We start from the raw sequence: 14,458 nt of genomic DNA, 5'->3' as shown, positions 1-14,458 counted from the left end.
CAACGCCGCGGCCCATCCGACAAGACCCACGAGAAACGCCCGAGGAGCCCCCGATGAACGCGGTCCTCATCGCCCTCCTGGTGCTGCCGCTGGTCGGCGCCGCGCTCACCCTGGCGCCGGTGTTCGGACCGGACCGGGCCGTCGCCGACCGGCGGGCGCTGCGGCTGAACTCCGTGGTCACCGGTGCGGTGTTCCTGGTCTCCGTCGCCCTCGCGGCCGGCTTCGACCACGGCTCGCCGGCCCGGATGCAGGCCACCACCGACGTGTCCTGGATCCCGGCCCTGCACGTGCGCTTCCACCTCGGGGTGGACGGCGTCTCACTGCCGCTGATCGTGCTGACCGCGCTGCTCACCTTCCTCTGCGCGCTGTACTCGGAGAAGCGGCTGCCGGACGGGGAGGACATGCCCTCGGCGCAGGCCTTCGTCGGGCTGTTCCTGCTCCTCGAAGTCGGCATGCTCGCCACCTTCGCGGTGCTGGACCTCCTGCTGTTCTTCCTGGCCTTCGAGATCGTGTTGATCCCGATGTACTTCCTGATCGCCCGCTGGGGGAGCGGCGCGAAGACCCCGGCCGCCAACCGGTTCATCCTCTACACGCTGCTCGGTTCGGCCGTGATGCTGCTCGGTTTCCTGCTGATCGGCAGCAAGGCCGGCACCTTCGACATGCAGGCGCTGGCCGCCGCGCACGGCAACGGCCTGAGCCACACCACCCAGGTGATCGCCGCGCTGGCGATCATGGTCGGGCTGGCGGTCAAGGCCCCCGCCTGGCCGTTGCACAGCTGGCTCCCCGACGCGCACACCGCCGCCCCGACGGTCGGTTCGGTGCTGCTCGCCGGCGTGCTGCTGAAGATGGGCACGTACGGTCTGGTCCGCGTCCTCCTCCCGGTGGTGCCGGGCGGCACCGCGACGCTCGCCCCCTACCTGGGCGCCTTCGCCGCCGTCGGCATCGTCTACGGCTCGCTGGTCTGCCTGGCGCTGGCCCGCCCCGGATCCAAGGGCGACCTCAAGCGCCTGATCGCGTACTCCTCCGTCGGCCACATGGGCTTCGTGCTGCTGGGCATCGCCTCCCTCACTCCGGTGGGGGTCAACGGCGCGCTGTTCGCCAACATCGCCCACGGCCTGATCACCGGTCTGCTGTTCTTCGTCGTCGGAGCGCTCAAGGACCGTTACGGCACGGCGGACCTCGACACCCTCTCCGGGGCCACCGGCGCCGCCCTGTACGGCCGGGCACCCAGGATCGGCGCGCTGCTCGCCTTCGCCGCCGTCGCCAGCCTCGGCCTGCCCGGGCTGGCCGGCTTCTGGGGCGAGCTGCTCGCGATGTTCGGCGCCTTCGACCCGGCCGCAGGCCTGTCGCGCCCCGCCTTCGTCACCTACATGGTCCTCGCCGGCCTCGGCACCCTCCTCACCGCCGCGTACCTGCTGATCGTGGTCAAGCGCGTCTGCATGGGTGATCCCGGGCAGCCCGCACCGGTGGACCGGGTGCCCGACCTGCGCCGGTACGAGGCCGTCAGCTGGACGCCGCTGGCCGCGCTCACGCTGGTGGCCGGCCTCTGGCCGGCCCTCCTGCTCGGCCTCTCCGACCCTGCCGTCAAGCACCTCCTCGGGGGTGGCTGACCGTGCTCGCAGCCCACACCGCCGCACTCGGACCTCACTCCACGGGGCAGCACACTGTGACCTCCCTCGCCGTAGCCAACCCCGGCAGCCTGATCCAGTCCGTGGACTGGGTGGCGATCGCGCCCCCGCTGATCGCCGCCGTGGCCGCCCTCGCGGTGCTGGTCACCGACCTGTTCCTGCCCGAGCGGCACAAGAAGTGGCTCGGCCGCCTCACCGCGGCCGGACTCGCCCTCGCCCTCATCGCACTCCTTCCGCTGACCGGTGGGTCACCCCGAGCGACCTTCTGTGTCCGGAACGTAGCAGGGGGCACTGACACTCCGGTGACGAGCGGCCCCGCCGCGGGCGGCTGCTCGTACGTCGCCGACCACTTCGCCCTGGTGTTCCAGCTGCTCGCCCTCGGCGGCGCGCTGATCGCGGCGCTGCTGTCGATGCACACCGTCGACCGCGAGAAGCTCCCGCGCGGCGAGTACTGGTTCCTGCTGCTCTCCAGCGCCACCGGGGCCGCCCTGCTGCCTGCCTCCCGCGACCTCGCCACCATGGTGATCGCCCTGGAGGTCGCCTCGCTGCCCGCCTTCGCCCTGGTCGCGCTGCGCCGGGACGGGCGGGGCGCGGAGGCCGCGCTCAAGTTCTTCGTCTCCTCGGTGACCGCGACCGCCGTGATGCTGCTGGGCGTCGGCTTCGTCTACGCGGCGAGCGGCAGCCTGCACCTCGGCGCCGTCGCCCAGGGGCTGGAGCACGCGCCGGGCCAGCTCAAGCCGCTGGCCGAGGCGGGGGCCGTGCTGACCCTGGTCGGCTTCGCCTTCAAGGTCGCGGCCGTCCCGTTCCACTTCTGGGTGCCCGACACCTACACGGGCGCCCCGCTGCCGGTGGCCGGCTACCTCTCGGTGGTCGGCAAGGCGGCCGGCCTGTCCGGATTGGCGCTGGCCACCACGATCGCGTTCCGCCCGTACGCCCACACCTGGGGCCTCGCGCTCGCCGTGCTTGCCGCCGCCACCATGAGCGTCGGCAACGTCGGCGCGCTGCGGCAGCGCTTCGACACCCGCCACAGCGCGGTGCGGCTGCTCGCCTGGTCCTCGGTCGGCCAGGCCGGGTACCTGCTGGTGCCGCTCGCCGCCGCCGGGTACGCGCCCACCGGCGCCGACCCGCTGGGCGCCACCGCCGCGTACGCGCTGATCTACGGCGTGGTGAACCTCGGCGCCTTCGGGGTGGTCGCCGCCGTCGGACGCCGGGCGGGTACCCGGGTGGACGACTTCCGCGGCCTGTTCGCCCGCAACCGCTGGACGGCGCTCGCGCTGGCCTTCTTCCTGCTCTGCCTGGCCGGGCTGCCGCCCGGCGTGATCGGCCTGTTCGGCAAGGTCGTGGTGTTCCGCGCGGCGGTGGACGCCGGGCTGGGGTGGCTGGCCGTGGTGATGGCCGTCAACGTGGTCGTCGCCCTGTACTACTACCTGCTGTGGACGGCCCGGCTGTTCGCCCCGGCGGACCCGGAGGCCGCGGTCGCGGAGGGCACAGGGGCCCGGTTGCCGGTCAGCCTGACCGCCACGCTGGGCCTCACCGCCTCGGCGGCGGTGGTGCTCTCGGTCGCCCCGCAGCTGGTCCTCCGGGTCGCCGGCGGCAGTCTGTTCTGAGCCGCCGGGCACGGTGCGGGCCCTCCGGGACGGCCTCCGGCCCGGGGCCGTCCGGGTGGCGCGGCGGTGTCGCGCCGGTGTCGCGTCGGTCACAAGGGAACAAGGTCCCCGGCCCCACCCGTTGACCGGGCAAGAGGGACGAGGCGGAAAGGGCTTCCCCACCGCACCACTGGAGGGCCTGACGTGCACAGTCGGCACAACGGACTGAGGACCGCCGTCCTGCTCGGTGGCCTCTCGGCGCTGATCCTGGTGATCGGCAGTTTCTTCGGCCGGACCGGCTTCGTGATCGCCCTGCTGATCGCCCTCGGGACCAACGCCTACGCCTGCTGGAACAGCGACCGGATCGCGCTGCGGGCCATGCGGGCCCGCCCGGTCAGCGAGTTCGAGGCACCCGGGTTGTACCGGATCGTGCGCGAGCTCTCCACCTCCGCCCGCCAGCCGATGCCCCGGCTCTACATCTCCCCGACCCCGGCCCCGAACGCCTTCGCCACCGGCCGCAACCCGCGCAACGCGGCGGTCTGCTGCACCGAGGGCATCCTGCAGATCCTGGACGAGCGCGAGCTGCGGGGGGTGCTCGGGCACGAGCTGAGCCACGTCTACAACCGGGACATCCTGATCTCCTCGGTCGCCGGGGCGCTGGCCTCGGTGGTGATGTTCCTGGTGAACTTCGCCTGGCTGATCCCGTTCGGCCGGAGCGAGGACGACGACGGCCCCGGGCTGTTCGGGATGCTCGCCATCATGATCCTCGGACCGATCGCCGCCGGGCTGATCCAGATGGCGGTCAGCCGCTCCCGCGAGTACCAGGCCGACGCCGACGGCGCCCGGATCACCGGCGACCCGCTCGCCCTCGCCGGCGCCCTGCGCAAGCTCGACGCCGGCACCCGCCAGCTGCCGCTCCCGCCGGAGCCCCAGCTGCAGACGGCGAGCCACATGATGATCGCCAGCCCCTTCCGCCCGGGCGAGGCCGGCGCGCGGCTGTTCTCGACCCACCCGCCGATGGCGGAGCGGATCGCCCGGCTGGAGCGGATGGCGGGGTACCGGCGGTAGGGCCCGCCGCCGTTCCCACTCGGGCGTCCTCAGGCCCTGGCGGGCTCCCGGCGATGTCGTGCGCCTGCGAACCCCCGCGTTGAGCCGTCCGGGGGAGCCTCCCGCTCGTTAGGATGGCCCCCGCGCCCCGCGTCGGTCCGGGGCGCGGCATCCGGAGGGAGTGGGCCGTCATGGCAGACGAGAGGCACGCCCCGGCGTCCGGGGACGCGCCGGCCCGACGCCGCGGCCAGGGCGAGCTGGAGGCGCAGGTGCTGGCGGTGCTCCAGCGGGCGCCTGGCCCGGCCAGCGCCGGATGGGTCCAGGAACGCCTGGAGGGCGATCTCGCGTACACCACGGTGATGACCATCCTGTCCCGGCTGCACGCCAAGAACGCCGTCTCCCGGAGCCGCTCCGGTCGCTCGTACCTCTGGCAGGCCTCCTCCGACGCCGCCGGGCTGGCCGCGCTGCGGATGCGCCGGATGCTCGACGGTGAGGCGGACCGGGACGCCGTCCTCGCCAGTTTCGTCAGCGCGCTGCTGCCGCACGACGAGGAACTGCTGCGGGCGCTGCTGGACGCCGCGTCCGCGGATCCGGCAGCGGCCGACCGTGAGAGCTGATCCGTGGGCTTCTTCGTCTTCCTCCCGCTCGTCCTGCCGCTGACGGCGGTGCCGATCGCCCGGCTGACCGAGCAGCACCTGCACCCGCGCGGCGCGGCCCGGCTGATGACCGTGATCAGTGCCGTGATGGCGGTGTGCAGCGTGCTCTGTCTGGGGCTGATCGGCGTGGTGGGCACCGCGCAGATCCCCGGCAACCCGCTGCCGGACAGCTGGTCCGACCCGGTGGTGCGGCACGCGCTGCCGTACCACGAGACGGTCGGCACGGCCGCGATGTGGCTGCTGGTGCTGGTCGGCTTCACCTGCTGCCGGACGGTCGTGCGGCACCTGCGGGTCCGCTCCCGGGCCCGGCGGGCGCTGGTCGGGTTGCCCGAGGGGCCGGCCGGGGAGGAGGGCCTCGCGGTGCTGCCGGACCGCAGCCCGTACGCGTACGCGCTGCCCGGCTCGCCCGGGCGGGTGGTGGTCTCCACCGGGATGCTGGAGGGGCTGGCCGAGGACGAGCGCGAGGCGCTGCTCGCGCACGAGCGGGCGCACCTGCGCCACCGTCACCACCGCTACCTGCTGACCACCCAGCTCGCGGCCTGTGTCAACCCGTTCCTGCGGCCGCTCCAGGAGGCGGTGGCGTTCAGCGCGGAGCGGTGGGCGGACGAGGAGTCGGCCCAGGCGGTCGGGGACCGGCGGATCACCGCCCGGGCGGTGGCCCGGGCGGCCCTGGTCTCGCACGCCGCCCCGGCGCCGGGCTTCGCGGCCTTCGCGGCCCCGGCCGCCGCCCAGCCCGGTCCGGTGCCGCGCCGGGTGGCGGCGCTGCTCGGCCCGGTGCCGACGGCCCGCAACTGGCCGCCGGCCAAGACCCCGGCGGGCCTGGCGGCGATGGTCGCCGCGGTCGGCACGGCCGCATCGGCGCTCTGCGCGCTCAACGCGGCGGTGGCGCTGCTGGTGGTGCTGAAGGCCGTCACCCCGCTGTAGGACCGCCCGGTCCGGCTCCCGCGGTGGGCGCGTCCTGCTCCTCGACGCTCTCCCGGAGCTTGCGGAACTCGGCGGCCAGAGCGTCCGGGGTGTAGTGGGCGTTGAGGCCGCTCGGATTGGGCAGGACCCACACCTCGGTGTCGCCGATGCCCTCCGGCTGGCGGCCGATCAAGGCCCGGCTCTTGCCGAAGGCCGTCCGGTAGGCGCCGATGCCGAGCACCGCGAGGACGCGGGGCCGCAGCCGCAGCACCCGTTCGCGCAGCGCCGCGCCGCCCGCGCGCAGTTCCTCGGCGGTGAGTTCGTCCGCCTTGGCGGTGGTGCGCGGGGCGACGTTGGTGATGCCGAGGCCGAGGGCGGGCAGTTCGTCCTGCTCGTCCGGGCGGTACTGGCGCTCGGTGAAGCCGGAGCGGTGCAGGGCGGGCCAGAAGCGGTTGCCGGGGCGGGCGAAGTGGTGCCCGGTGGCCCCGGACCACAGGCCCGGGTTGATGCCGCAGAACAGCACCCGCAGCCCGGGGCCGGTGACGTCCGGGATGGTGGTGTCCTGGGCGGCCCGCAGCTGTTCGGGGGTCGGCTTCATCGGTGGCGGAGTCGGCTTCACCCGGCCAAGTCTGCCCTGGCCGCCACCTGCGCCGTACGGCGGTTGCCCAGCAGGCGCAGGCCGAAGACCACCACGGCCGCGTACGTCCAGCCGGCGAGGACGTCCACGATGAAGTGCTCGGCTCCGTAGACCAGGGTGAACGCCATCGCGAGCGGATAGGCGACCAGCAGCGCCCGCAGCTTGGGCCCGGCGGTCGGCCAGAAGAAGAACAGCAGCATGGCCGGGTAGGCGGAGTGCAGCGAGGGCATCGCGGCGACGTCGTTGGCGAACTGGCTGCCGTTCTCCAGCAGCGAGTCGGCCTGCGGCAGGCCCATGGCGGAGATGGTCTCCCAGACCACCCGGTGCAGCGGCGGCATGTTGCCCTGCTGGCCGACCAGCCACGGCGGGTCGGCCGGGTAGAGCAGGTAGGTGGCGAAGCCGGCGAAGGTCAGGGTGAAGTAGCAGGCGAGCAGCTGCCGGAAGCGCTCGTGGGCGCGCCGCCAGAGCACGGCCAGCAGGACGAAGACCACGAGGAAGTGCGAGAGGTAGACGGCCGTCGCCGCGTAGTCGTACCAGTGCGGTGAGCCCGGGGTGTAGAGCGCGTGCTGGATCCGTACGGTCCAGGTCTCCCCGAAACCGAGCACCTCGTCCGCGCGCAGCTGGGGCAGCCAGTGCGGGGCCCAGGGGGTGTGGGCGCCGTAGCCGCGCAGCAGGGAGTAGACCCAGACCACGGCCATCACCGGGACCCAGTCGCGCAGCACCAGCAGGAAGCCGCGCGGGCCGTGGCCGCTGTGGACGGCGGCGGTCAGCAGGGCGCCGATCAGCCAGAGGAACACCACGTCGTTGGCGAAGGCCATGCCCTGGGTGGCCAGGAACCAGACGAAGGCGGTCAGGTAGGCCGGCCAGGCCAGGAGCCGCAGTCTCGACAGGCCGGTCCGGCGGTCGTGGGCGGTCGCGGGGCGCAGTCGTCCGGCCCGCACCGGGGACGGTGGGGCCGGACTGAGCAGCTTCGTCATGCTCACCGAAACTAGCAACGGAAGCTTGAAGGACTCTGGATGAACTATGACCGGCCCGTAAGAAAATCCCACGGTTGGGTCAAATCTATCTGGTCAAAGGTCCCCAAAGCGGGCGGACGGGTCAGGCGAGTGGCCTGGCAGGACGGGCAGGACGGGCAGGTCAGGCCACGGTGCAGAGTTCGTGCGGAGTGTTGTTGAAGCGCCGCCCGCCGTTCGCGGTGACGGTCACGATGTCCTCGATCCGCACCCCGAACCGGCCCGGCAGGTAGACGCCCGGCTCGATCGAGAAGCACATGCCGGGTACCAGCGGCCGCTCCTCGCCCTCGACCAGGTACGGCGGCTCGTGGGTGGTGATGCCGATGCCGTGGCCGGTGCGGTGGACGAAGTACTCGCCGTAGCCGCCCTCGGTGATCACCCGGCGGGCGATCCGGTCGATCTCCTGGCAGCTCACTCCGGGGCGGACCGCCTCGAAGGCGGTCTGCTGGGCGAGCCGGACCAGGTCGTGCACCTTCCGCACCTCGTCCGGGGCGTCCGGGCCGACGTGCACGGTGCGGGTGGTGTCGGAGCCGTAGCCGTCCTTGAGCCCGCCGAAGTCCAGCACCACGGTGTCGCCGGGCCGGATGACCCGGTCCCCGGCCTCGTGGTGCGGGTCGGCGCCGTTGGGGCCGGAGCCGACCACCGTGAAGTCGACCTGGCTGTGCCCGTAATGGATGAGCAGCGCGCCGAGGTCGGCGGCCACGTCGGTCTCCCGGCGGCCGGCGAAGGCGACCTCCAGGATGCCCCGGTAGGCGGCGTCCGCGGCGCCGCCGGCGGCGGCCAGGCGTTCCAGTTCCTCGGCGTCCTTGACCGCGCGCAGCATCGGCAGGGTCTCGGTGAGCGAGGTGAAGGCGGCGCCGGGGAGGGCGGACTGGAGGCCGAGCAGGTGCATCGCCCAGGCGTCGTCGGAGATGCCGTACCGCCCGGCCGGGTCGAACAGCGGGCCGACGGCGGCGTACGGATCCTCGCCGTCGGACCAGTCGAGCAGGTCGACGGCCGGGGCGCCGACCGCCTTCTCGGCATCCGGGCGCTCCAGCTTGGGGACGACCAGCGCGGGCCGGCGCCCGGCGACGAGGACGAGGGCGGTGAGCCGCTCGGTGATCGCGGTGGGCTGGTAGCCGCACAGGTAGGTCAGGTCGGGGCCGGGGGCGATCACCAGGCCGGCCAGTCCTGCGGCGGCGGCCTCGGCGGCGGCCCGGGTCATCCGGGCGGTGTGGTCCTCGGTGGTGAACGGACGGGGCACGGTTCTTCCTCCTCGGGGCCGGACGGACTGCTTCCTTCGACGCCCCTCCATGGTCTCCGAAATTCCAACTGCACTACAGGCAACGAGTGTTGGCGAAGTGCCGAAGGGGCGGCGCCTCGACGGCGACCCACCCGGCGGCCTACCGCCCCCGGGCCTGCGGGCTGCGCAGACCGGTGCGGTCGGCAGCGGGAACGCCACCGCCGGGACGAGGTGGGGGAAAGCAGGCCGGGGGCGGGCCGTACCCGGCCAGTTCACCCGGTTGCCGTGTCTCCCGCATGCGGCGTACGGCCGTGCGGGTGATTGCCGGTCAGCTGGGTGCCGTCGCCGCGGCAGCCGGCCAGGCGGCGCGGCGCAGCGTGCGGCTCGCGGTCGCGGGCAGCAGGGCGGCGGCGAGTACCCCGGCGATCGAGGCCAGGGCGACGGCGGGGGAGAGGTGGTCCAGCAGCAGGCCGGCGGCGAAGGCCCCGGCGGGCATCCCGGCGGTCAGCAGCGTCACGGTCGCGGCGATCACCCGGCCGCGCAGCTCGTCCGGCACCTGACGGAAGACCAACAGGTCGAGCATCACCCGCAGGGACGGGACACCCGCGCCGACCGCGAACAGGGCGACGAAGACGGTGGCCGCCCCACCGGGCAGCAGCGGCGCCAGTGGCACCGGCACGGCGGTCCAGGCCACGGCCAGCAGCAGCACGCCGGGGCCGGCCAGCCGGTGCAGCCGGGAGACCAGCAGCGTTCCCGCCAGCGCCCCGACCGCCTCGCCGGCCAGCGCCAGGCCGATGCCGCCGCTGCTGGTGCCGTGCTCGCGCAGCAGCACCATGACGGGCAGCAGCAACGCGGCCCCGGTCAGGTTGATCACCAGCAGCACGGCCAGGGCGGGGCGCAGCAGCGGGGAGGCGGCGAGGACGCGGAAGCCGGCCAGCGCGCCGCCCTTCTCCCGCTGCGGCGGTGCGGCCGGGCTGGGGAAGCGCACCACCAGCGCGGACACCAACGAGACCAGCGAGGCGGAGGCGGCGCCGAGGAAGGGCACCGAGCGGCCGAGCCCGAACAGGAACCCGGCCAGCGGCGGTCCGGCCAGTGCGGCGCCGCTCATCCGGGCCTCGTCCTGGGCGAGCGCCTGCGGCAGCTGCTCCGGCGCGACCACCGAACGCAGGGCCAGCATCCGGATCGGGCCGGTGTAGGCGACGGTCGCGCCGACCACGGCGGCGACCACCAGCAGGTGGACCAGGGACGGCCGGCCGAGGGCCAGCGCGGCGGGGATGCTGGCGAGGGCCAGCAGCCGGGCGGTGTCGGCGACGAGCAGCACCCGGCGGCGGTCCCGCCGGTCGGCGATCGAGCCGCCGTGGACGCCGAGCAGCAGGGTGGTGGTCATCTCCACCGCGCCGAAGGCCCCGGCGGCGGTGGAGGAGCCGGTGAGTGCGAGCACCAGCAGGGGGAAGGCGGTGTCGCCGATGCGCATGCCGAGGGTCGCGCAGGACTGGCCGATCCACAGGGCCTGGAAACGCAGGTTGCGCCGCAGCGGTGCGGGCGGTGGCGGATCCGCCGGTACGGGCTCTGCCGTCCGGTCGGCCGCCTGCTCGGCCGTCGCCGTGGTGTGCTCCGTCATGTTCCGTCCCCCATCGTTCGCGCCGCCGCAATTGTTCACGTCTGAGTGAATGATGCCGACAGCGTGACTGATTGCGCAAGGGTGAGCGCTCACCGAGAAGTGATTGCGTGCGGAGCAGTCGATCTGCGAGGGTGGGCCCGTGGCCGAGCACGAACGGGAACCCGTCGACGGGGACGAGCAACAGCAGCCCACCACCTGGATCAAGGAGCGCCAGGTGGGCGATGTCGCGGTGCTCAAAGCGCTGGCCGACCCGCTGCGCCTCGCCATCCTCGGCGCGCTGAAGACCGCCGCCGACCGCCCGCTGACCGCCAAGGAACTCGCCGCCCGGCTCGGCGAACCGCAGACCAAGCTCTACCGGCACATCAAGCAGCTGGAGAAGGCCGGGCTGATCCTGGTGGCGGGCACCCGGCTGGTCTCGGGCATCGTGGAGAGCCGTTACCAGGTCGCCCAGGACTCCATCCGGCTCGCCCCGGAGATGTTCACCGCCGACTCCCCGGCCCGTTTCGAGGCGTACGACGCCATGCTGGCCGCGCTCGACCGGGTCCGCGGCGAGTTCCGCGCCCACGTCGCCGACGGGCGGCTGGACCTGGGCCGCCCACAGGACGGTTCGGGCACCCGGTCCGGCCTGTTCGCGGACTTCGCGCTGCGGCTCGAACCGGAGCGGCTGGCCCGGCTGCAGGCCCGGCTCAAGGAGCTCCTCGACGAGCTGGCCGCGGAAGGTCCGAGTACGGCCGACGACGCCGTGGACGTGACCCTCTTCACCCTGCTCTACGGTCTCCGGCCGGGCACGGAATCATAAATTCCGGGCCGACTGTCAGTGGCGTGGGACACCATGGCCGGCATGTCGTATGAACTCCAGGCGCTGATAGGCATGGTGGAGCTGCTGACGGTGGCGGCCGCGGAGGTGCCGGCGGCCCGGGTGGTGCCGCTGGCGCAGGGGCTGGCACTGATTCCGGTCACCTCCGCCGTGCTGTCCGCGCTCCAGGGCGACGCCGCCGTGCCGAAGCCCGGCGGCGGGGCGGGATTCGGCTGGCACCCGGACGGCTTCGAACTCCGGCTCGCCGCCTGGTCCAAGGCCGGTCCGATCGCCTGCGTCGAGGCTGAGTACTTCGGCGGTAGCGGGACCCAGCGCGCCGCCGTCTGGTCGGACGGGCGGGTCGTCCTGGGCCCGCTCACCAGCGGCGAGTTCGAGCCTGCGCCGGCCGAGGGCACCCCGATCTCCCGGGCCCTGCGGTGGCTCGGCGGATACGTCGAGCCTGGGCGGGTGGACGAGTTCGACTCGCTAGGGCTGGGGGCACACCGCAGCACCGCGGGCTGGGCGGCGGGCTGAGGGCAGCGGGAGCCCGTGGCGCCGCCGATGACCGCATCGGCCGCGCCCGCGCTCGCCGGCTCCGCGTCCGGGCTTCCCGGCTCCGCATCCGCGGGCCTCCGGGAGCAGCTCGGCGCGCTGCGCATCCAGGCGCAGGCGCTGACCGCCGCCGCCCAGGCCCGCCCCGCCGACGCGTACGGCCCCGCCCCCGGAACCCGGGAGCGGGGCCGTACCGTCGCGTCCCCGCGGACGGGGGAGCGGCGGGTCGACTAGCGGTAGTTCACGAACTGGATCGCGAAGTCCAGGTCCTTGCCCTTGAGTAGGGCCTGGACGGTCTGGAGGTCGTCGCGGCTCTTGGAGCTGACGCGCAGTTCGTCGCCCTGGACCTGAGCCTTGACGCCCTTCGGGCCCTCATCCCGGATGATCTTCGCGACCTTCTTGGCATCCTCCGTGGTGATGCCCTCCTTGATGTTCGCGAAGATCTTGTACTCCTTGCCGGACAGCTGCGGCTCGGCGGCGTCCAGAGCCTTCAGCGAGAGGCCGCGCTTGACGAACTTCGTCTGCAGCACGTCCAGGATGGCCCGCACGCGCTCCTCGCCGTTGGCCTTCATCTCGATCTTCTCGCCGGAGCGGCTGATCTCGCCGCCCACGCCCTTGAAGTCGAAGCGGGTGGCGATCTCACGGGAGGTCTGGTTGATCGCGTTGTCGACCTCCTGCCACTCGACCTTCGAGACGATGTCGAAACTGGAGTCGGCCATGGGTGTTGGTCTCCTTGATGCTGTGGCTTCACTGGCACGGCCCGCCCCACCGGGCGCCCGCCGCCCAAGCCTATCCAGCGCCACCCCGGCCCCGCCCGTGACGGCCGCGCGCGGTCCTTGATCGTCGCGTGATCTATCGAGTGGCGGAGCACCCCCGGGGATCAGGTATGGTTTACCAAGTCGAACGGGGCGAGCCCCGGGAGGCGAAAAATCCTGGCTGGTTGCCCGAGCGGCCAAAGGGAGCAGACTGTAAATCTGTCGCGCAAGCTACGCAGGTTCGAACCCTGCACCAGCCACAGGATAGAAAACAGCCCCTGATCTGCGGAAACGCAGATCAGGGGCTGTTTCGTTGTGTTCGAACACCGGTCACGCCGGATGGTCGTTTTGGGTGGTTTGTCTCACCTCGTTTCGCCCGGATCCCAGCCCTGACCAGCAGTTCCGGACCAGGGGCGGACCAGGATCACGGAGCCTCGTCCGTCGGCGGCCGTTCGGCCCGCCGCTGGAGCCGCTCGGTGATGAGTCGGTTGGCGTGGTCCTCGTCACCGTGAATGCACTTGGCATAGACCCGGAGCAGAACGGCGATGCTGTGCCCCGCCCGCCGCGCGCACTCGGCCACGGGGACGCCGGAGGCCAGCCAGAGCGAGATCCCGGCGTGCCGGGCGTCGTACGGACGCTTGGCGAGCGGGGTGGCCCGCTCGGCCTCGCTGAACACCTCGGCCCGCGCGGCGGCCCAGACGACGCCGTACCCGCTCTCCTGCACCATGCCGTTCCGGAACGTCCGGAACAGCCGGCCGTCCGGCGCCGTGCCGTACAGCTCGATGTGCTCTCGCAACAGCTTCACCAGCTCGGGCGGGATCGGGACCGGCCTGGTGGCCGACTCCGCCCGGTGCTTCAGGCCCCGAGGGTCGTGCGAGCCCCCGCTGTCGGTCCAGGAGGACCCGACACGGGGGCTGTTCCCGTTGAGGTTGAGCTTTCCCCAGCCCTCCGCCGGCAGAACGCACCGGTCCTTGCGGAGGTGGACGACCTCGCCCGGACGCATGCCCGCGTAGTACATGCACCCGAAGAACGCCACCAGCCGCGGACCGCGTCGCCCCTGCCGGCCGACGGCATCCAGCATCGCGGCGGCCTGCTCCGGGCTCATGACGTACTCGGGATCGACCTCCTCCTCGGTACGGGGCGGTTGCCACTGCACCGACGGCAGCGGGTTGGCGGCCAGGAGTCCGTCCTCGACCGCGCGGCCCAGGACGTGGTTCAGAATGCGGCGCTTCCGGAGGATGGTCGAGGCGGCGGCCTTGGTGCCGTCGAGCTTCACCGAGAGGGCGGCGAGCAGGCGCCGGACCATCTTCGGGTCCGCCAGCTCGGACACCTCGACGGAGTTCCGCGCCACCCAGGTCAAGGCCTTGGCGACGTCGGCCGGCGGCTCCTCGGTCCACCGGTTCACGTTGAAGGCCCAGCCGTACAGCGCGCGCCGGACGAGCAGCTTGTCCGGCATGCCGGTCTTGGCCTTGACCAGCTCGAACGTGACGCTGGCCAAGGCGTCCGCCCACGTCGTCCGGGTCTTGGCCGGGGCGCCGTCCCACCGGGCCTCGACGTAGTTCCGGCCGTGCTGGTACCAGGTGACCGAGTTCTGTTCCTGCTGGCGCTTGCGAAGCTCGGCGAGTGGGAGACCCGTCTCGGTGTCGAAGGGCTGGTGGGAGGCCGCCGCGATCAGCAGCTCGGCCTTCCGTCCGTCCGCCTGGGTCTTCGTGAGGTAGGACTCGGAGAACTCCAGGCCGTTCACGGTCCACCGCACCTGCCACGGCTTGCGGCGGTCGGGACGGTGGCGGTGCTCCCAGAACGTGACCTTGTAGGAGGTAGGCATCAGGCGGCCACCTCACAGGAGTCGAGCCACGCGTCCAGGTCGGCCCGGTCGATCCGGACCTGACCGTTGGGGAGCTTGATGAGGCGCGGACCCTTGCCCCGGGCGCGCATCCGGTAGAAGGCGGCACGGGACATGCCGAGTTCGGCGAGGACGACGGGGAGCTTGAGCAGTTCGCGCTTGGGCATGGCGAAGTCTCCTGCTGTGGGTGCGGAGGATG

15 protein-coding genes and 1 tRNA gene are annotated in these 14,458 nt (G+C 73.0%); 9 read left to right on the top strand and 7 right to left on the bottom strand.

Features of this window, described 5'->3' with window-relative positions; genetic code table 11:
- The first annotated feature begins 53 nt into the window (after positions 1-53).
- The 5 genes from ACH4J0_RS26650 to ACH4J0_RS26630 all read left to right on the top strand — a co-directional run bounded on the left by ACH4J0_RS26650 (position 54) and on the right by ACH4J0_RS26630 (position 5,841).
- Positions 54-1,610, top strand: coding sequence for a NuoM family protein (locus ACH4J0_RS26650; RefSeq protein WP_396243114.1), 1,557 nt, complete (start codon positions 54-56; stop codon positions 1,608-1,610).
- 56 nt (positions 1,611-1,666) lie between these two features.
- The gene (locus ACH4J0_RS26645) at positions 1,667-3,235 is read left to right on the top strand and encodes an NADH-quinone oxidoreductase subunit N (RefSeq protein WP_396243113.1); all 1,569 of its coding nucleotides are present in this window, start codon (positions 1,667-1,669) and stop codon (positions 3,233-3,235) included.
- A gap of 183 nt (positions 3,236-3,418) precedes the next feature.
- Positions 3,419-4,282 carry a zinc metalloprotease HtpX gene (gene htpX / locus ACH4J0_RS26640; protein WP_396243112.1) on the top strand — a complete coding sequence of 288 codons (864 nt, stop codon included), beginning with the start codon at positions 3,419-3,421 and terminating at the stop codon, positions 4,280-4,282.
- Positions 4,283-4,452: 170 nt separating this feature from the next.
- Positions 4,453-4,878, top strand: a complete 426-nt coding sequence (locus tag ACH4J0_RS26635; protein WP_396243110.1) for a BlaI/MecI/CopY family transcriptional regulator — start codon at positions 4,453-4,455, stop codon at positions 4,876-4,878.
- 3 nt (positions 4,879-4,881) lie between these two features.
- A complete protein-coding gene (locus ACH4J0_RS26630; protein WP_396243109.1) occupies positions 4,882-5,841 on the top strand; it encodes a M48 family metalloprotease in 960 nt (319 codons plus the stop codon).
- Here ACH4J0_RS26630 and mug read toward each other — a convergent pair.
- From mug to ACH4J0_RS26610, 4 genes are all read right to left on the bottom strand, one after another.
- Positions 5,828-6,418 (bottom strand): G/U mismatch-specific DNA glycosylase, encoded by a 591-nt coding sequence (mug, locus tag ACH4J0_RS26625; protein ID WP_396243223.1) that lies wholly within the window; start codon positions 6,416-6,418, stop codon positions 5,828-5,830. The two genes, ACH4J0_RS26630 and mug, sit on opposite strands and share 14 nt — an antisense overlap.
- A gap of 17 nt (positions 6,419-6,435) precedes the next feature.
- The gene (locus ACH4J0_RS26620; RefSeq protein WP_396243108.1) at positions 6,436-7,434 is read right to left on the bottom strand and encodes a phosphatase PAP2 family protein; all 999 of its coding nucleotides are present in this window, start codon (positions 7,432-7,434) and stop codon (positions 6,436-6,438) included.
- A 160-nt stretch (positions 7,435-7,594) separates the two neighbouring features.
- The gene (locus ACH4J0_RS26615) at positions 7,595-8,764 is read right to left on the bottom strand and encodes an aminopeptidase P family protein (protein ID WP_396243107.1); all 1,170 of its coding nucleotides are present in this window, start codon (positions 8,762-8,764) and stop codon (positions 7,595-7,597) included.
- Between the two features lie 256 nt (positions 8,765-9,020).
- Positions 9,021-10,313 carry an MFS transporter gene (locus ACH4J0_RS26610; protein ID WP_396243106.1) on the bottom strand — a complete coding sequence of 431 codons (1,293 nt, stop codon included), beginning with the start codon at positions 10,311-10,313 and terminating at the stop codon, positions 9,021-9,023.
- Positions 10,314-10,452: 139 nt separating this feature from the next.
- Between ACH4J0_RS26610 and ACH4J0_RS26605 the strand changes: the two genes are divergently transcribed.
- From ACH4J0_RS26605 to ACH4J0_RS26595, 3 genes are read left to right on the top strand one after another with little or no spacing between them, the layout of a single operon-like run.
- Entirely contained in the window at positions 10,453-11,112 is a 660-nt protein-coding gene (locus tag ACH4J0_RS26605) for a helix-turn-helix domain-containing protein (RefSeq protein ID WP_396243105.1), read from the top strand.
- 42 nt (positions 11,113-11,154) lie between these two features.
- Positions 11,155-11,643 carry a hypothetical protein gene (locus ACH4J0_RS26600; RefSeq protein ID WP_396243104.1) on the top strand — a complete coding sequence of 163 codons (489 nt, stop codon included), beginning with the start codon at positions 11,155-11,157 and terminating at the stop codon, positions 11,641-11,643.
- A gap of 27 nt (positions 11,644-11,670) precedes the next feature.
- On the top strand, positions 11,671-11,895 hold the full coding sequence (locus ACH4J0_RS26595) for a hypothetical protein (protein WP_396243103.1): 225 nt from the start codon (positions 11,671-11,673) through the stop codon (positions 11,893-11,895).
- Here the strand turns inward: ACH4J0_RS26595 and ACH4J0_RS26590 are convergent.
- On the bottom strand, positions 11,892-12,380 hold the full coding sequence (locus tag ACH4J0_RS26590; protein ID WP_030284153.1) for a YajQ family cyclic di-GMP-binding protein: 489 nt from the start codon (positions 12,378-12,380) through the stop codon (positions 11,892-11,894). The two genes, ACH4J0_RS26595 and ACH4J0_RS26590, sit on opposite strands and share 4 nt — an antisense overlap.
- A 215-nt stretch (positions 12,381-12,595) precedes the next feature.
- Between ACH4J0_RS26590 and ACH4J0_RS26585 the strand changes: the two genes are divergently transcribed.
- Positions 12,596-12,676: transfer RNA gene (locus tag ACH4J0_RS26585), tRNA-Tyr, on the top strand.
- Between the two features lie 164 nt (positions 12,677-12,840).
- On the opposite strand, the gene ACH4J0_RS26580 is transcribed toward ACH4J0_RS26585, so the two are convergent.
- Entirely contained in the window at positions 12,841-14,241 is a 1,401-nt protein-coding gene (locus tag ACH4J0_RS26580; RefSeq protein WP_396243102.1) for a tyrosine-type recombinase/integrase, read from the bottom strand.
- Positions 14,241-14,426, bottom strand: a complete 186-nt coding sequence (locus tag ACH4J0_RS26575; protein ID WP_148644327.1) for an AlpA family transcriptional regulator — start codon at positions 14,424-14,426, stop codon at positions 14,241-14,243. The genes ACH4J0_RS26580 and ACH4J0_RS26575 overlap by 1 nt, the downstream gene beginning before the upstream one ends.
- Positions 14,427-14,458: the final 32 nt, after the last annotated feature.

Source organism: Kitasatospora sp. NPDC017646 (assembly GCF_044329365.1).
In the GTDB taxonomy this organism is placed as follows: domain Bacteria; phylum Actinomycetota; class Actinomycetes; order Streptomycetales; family Streptomycetaceae; genus Kitasatospora.
The sequence above is the reverse complement of the archived record's forward strand: the minus strand, read 5'-3'. Positions and strand labels throughout refer to the sequence as shown.

Bases quoted from the DNA above. Each gene is read 5' to 3' on its own strand.
- ACH4J0_RS26650 (WP_396243114.1), top strand. From the start codon at position 54: ATGAACGCGGTCCTCATCGCCCTCCTGGTGCTGCCGCTGGTCGGCGCC.
- ACH4J0_RS26635 (WP_396243110.1), top strand. From the start codon at position 4,453: ATGGCAGACGAGAGGCACGCCCCGGCGTCCGGGGACGCGCCGGCCCGA.
- mug (WP_396243223.1), bottom strand. From the start codon at position 6,418: ATGAAGCCGACCCCCGAACAGCTGCGGGCCGCCCAGGACACCACCATC.
- ACH4J0_RS26620 (WP_396243108.1), bottom strand. From the start codon at position 7,434: ATGACGAAGCTGCTCAGTCCGGCCCCACCGTCCCCGGTGCGGGCCGGA.
- ACH4J0_RS26615 (WP_396243107.1), bottom strand. From the start codon at position 8,764: ATGGAGGGGCGTCGAAGGAAGCAGTCCGTCCGGCCCCGAGGAGGAAGA.
- ACH4J0_RS26610 (WP_396243106.1), bottom strand. From the start codon at position 10,313: ATGACGGAGCACACCACGGCGACGGCCGAGCAGGCGGCCGACCGGACG.
- ACH4J0_RS26600 (WP_396243104.1), top strand. From the start codon at position 11,155: ATGTCGTATGAACTCCAGGCGCTGATAGGCATGGTGGAGCTGCTGACG.
- ACH4J0_RS26595 (WP_396243103.1), top strand. From the start codon at position 11,671: ATGACCGCATCGGCCGCGCCCGCGCTCGCCGGCTCCGCGTCCGGGCTT.
- ACH4J0_RS26590 (WP_030284153.1), bottom strand. From the start codon at position 12,380: ATGGCCGACTCCAGTTTCGACATCGTCTCGAAGGTCGAGTGGCAGGAG.
- ACH4J0_RS26580 (WP_396243102.1), bottom strand. From the start codon at position 14,241: ATGCCTACCTCCTACAAGGTCACGTTCTGGGAGCACCGCCACCGTCCC.
- ACH4J0_RS26575 (WP_148644327.1), bottom strand. From the start codon at position 14,426: ATGCCCAAGCGCGAACTGCTCAAGCTCCCCGTCGTCCTCGCCGAACTC.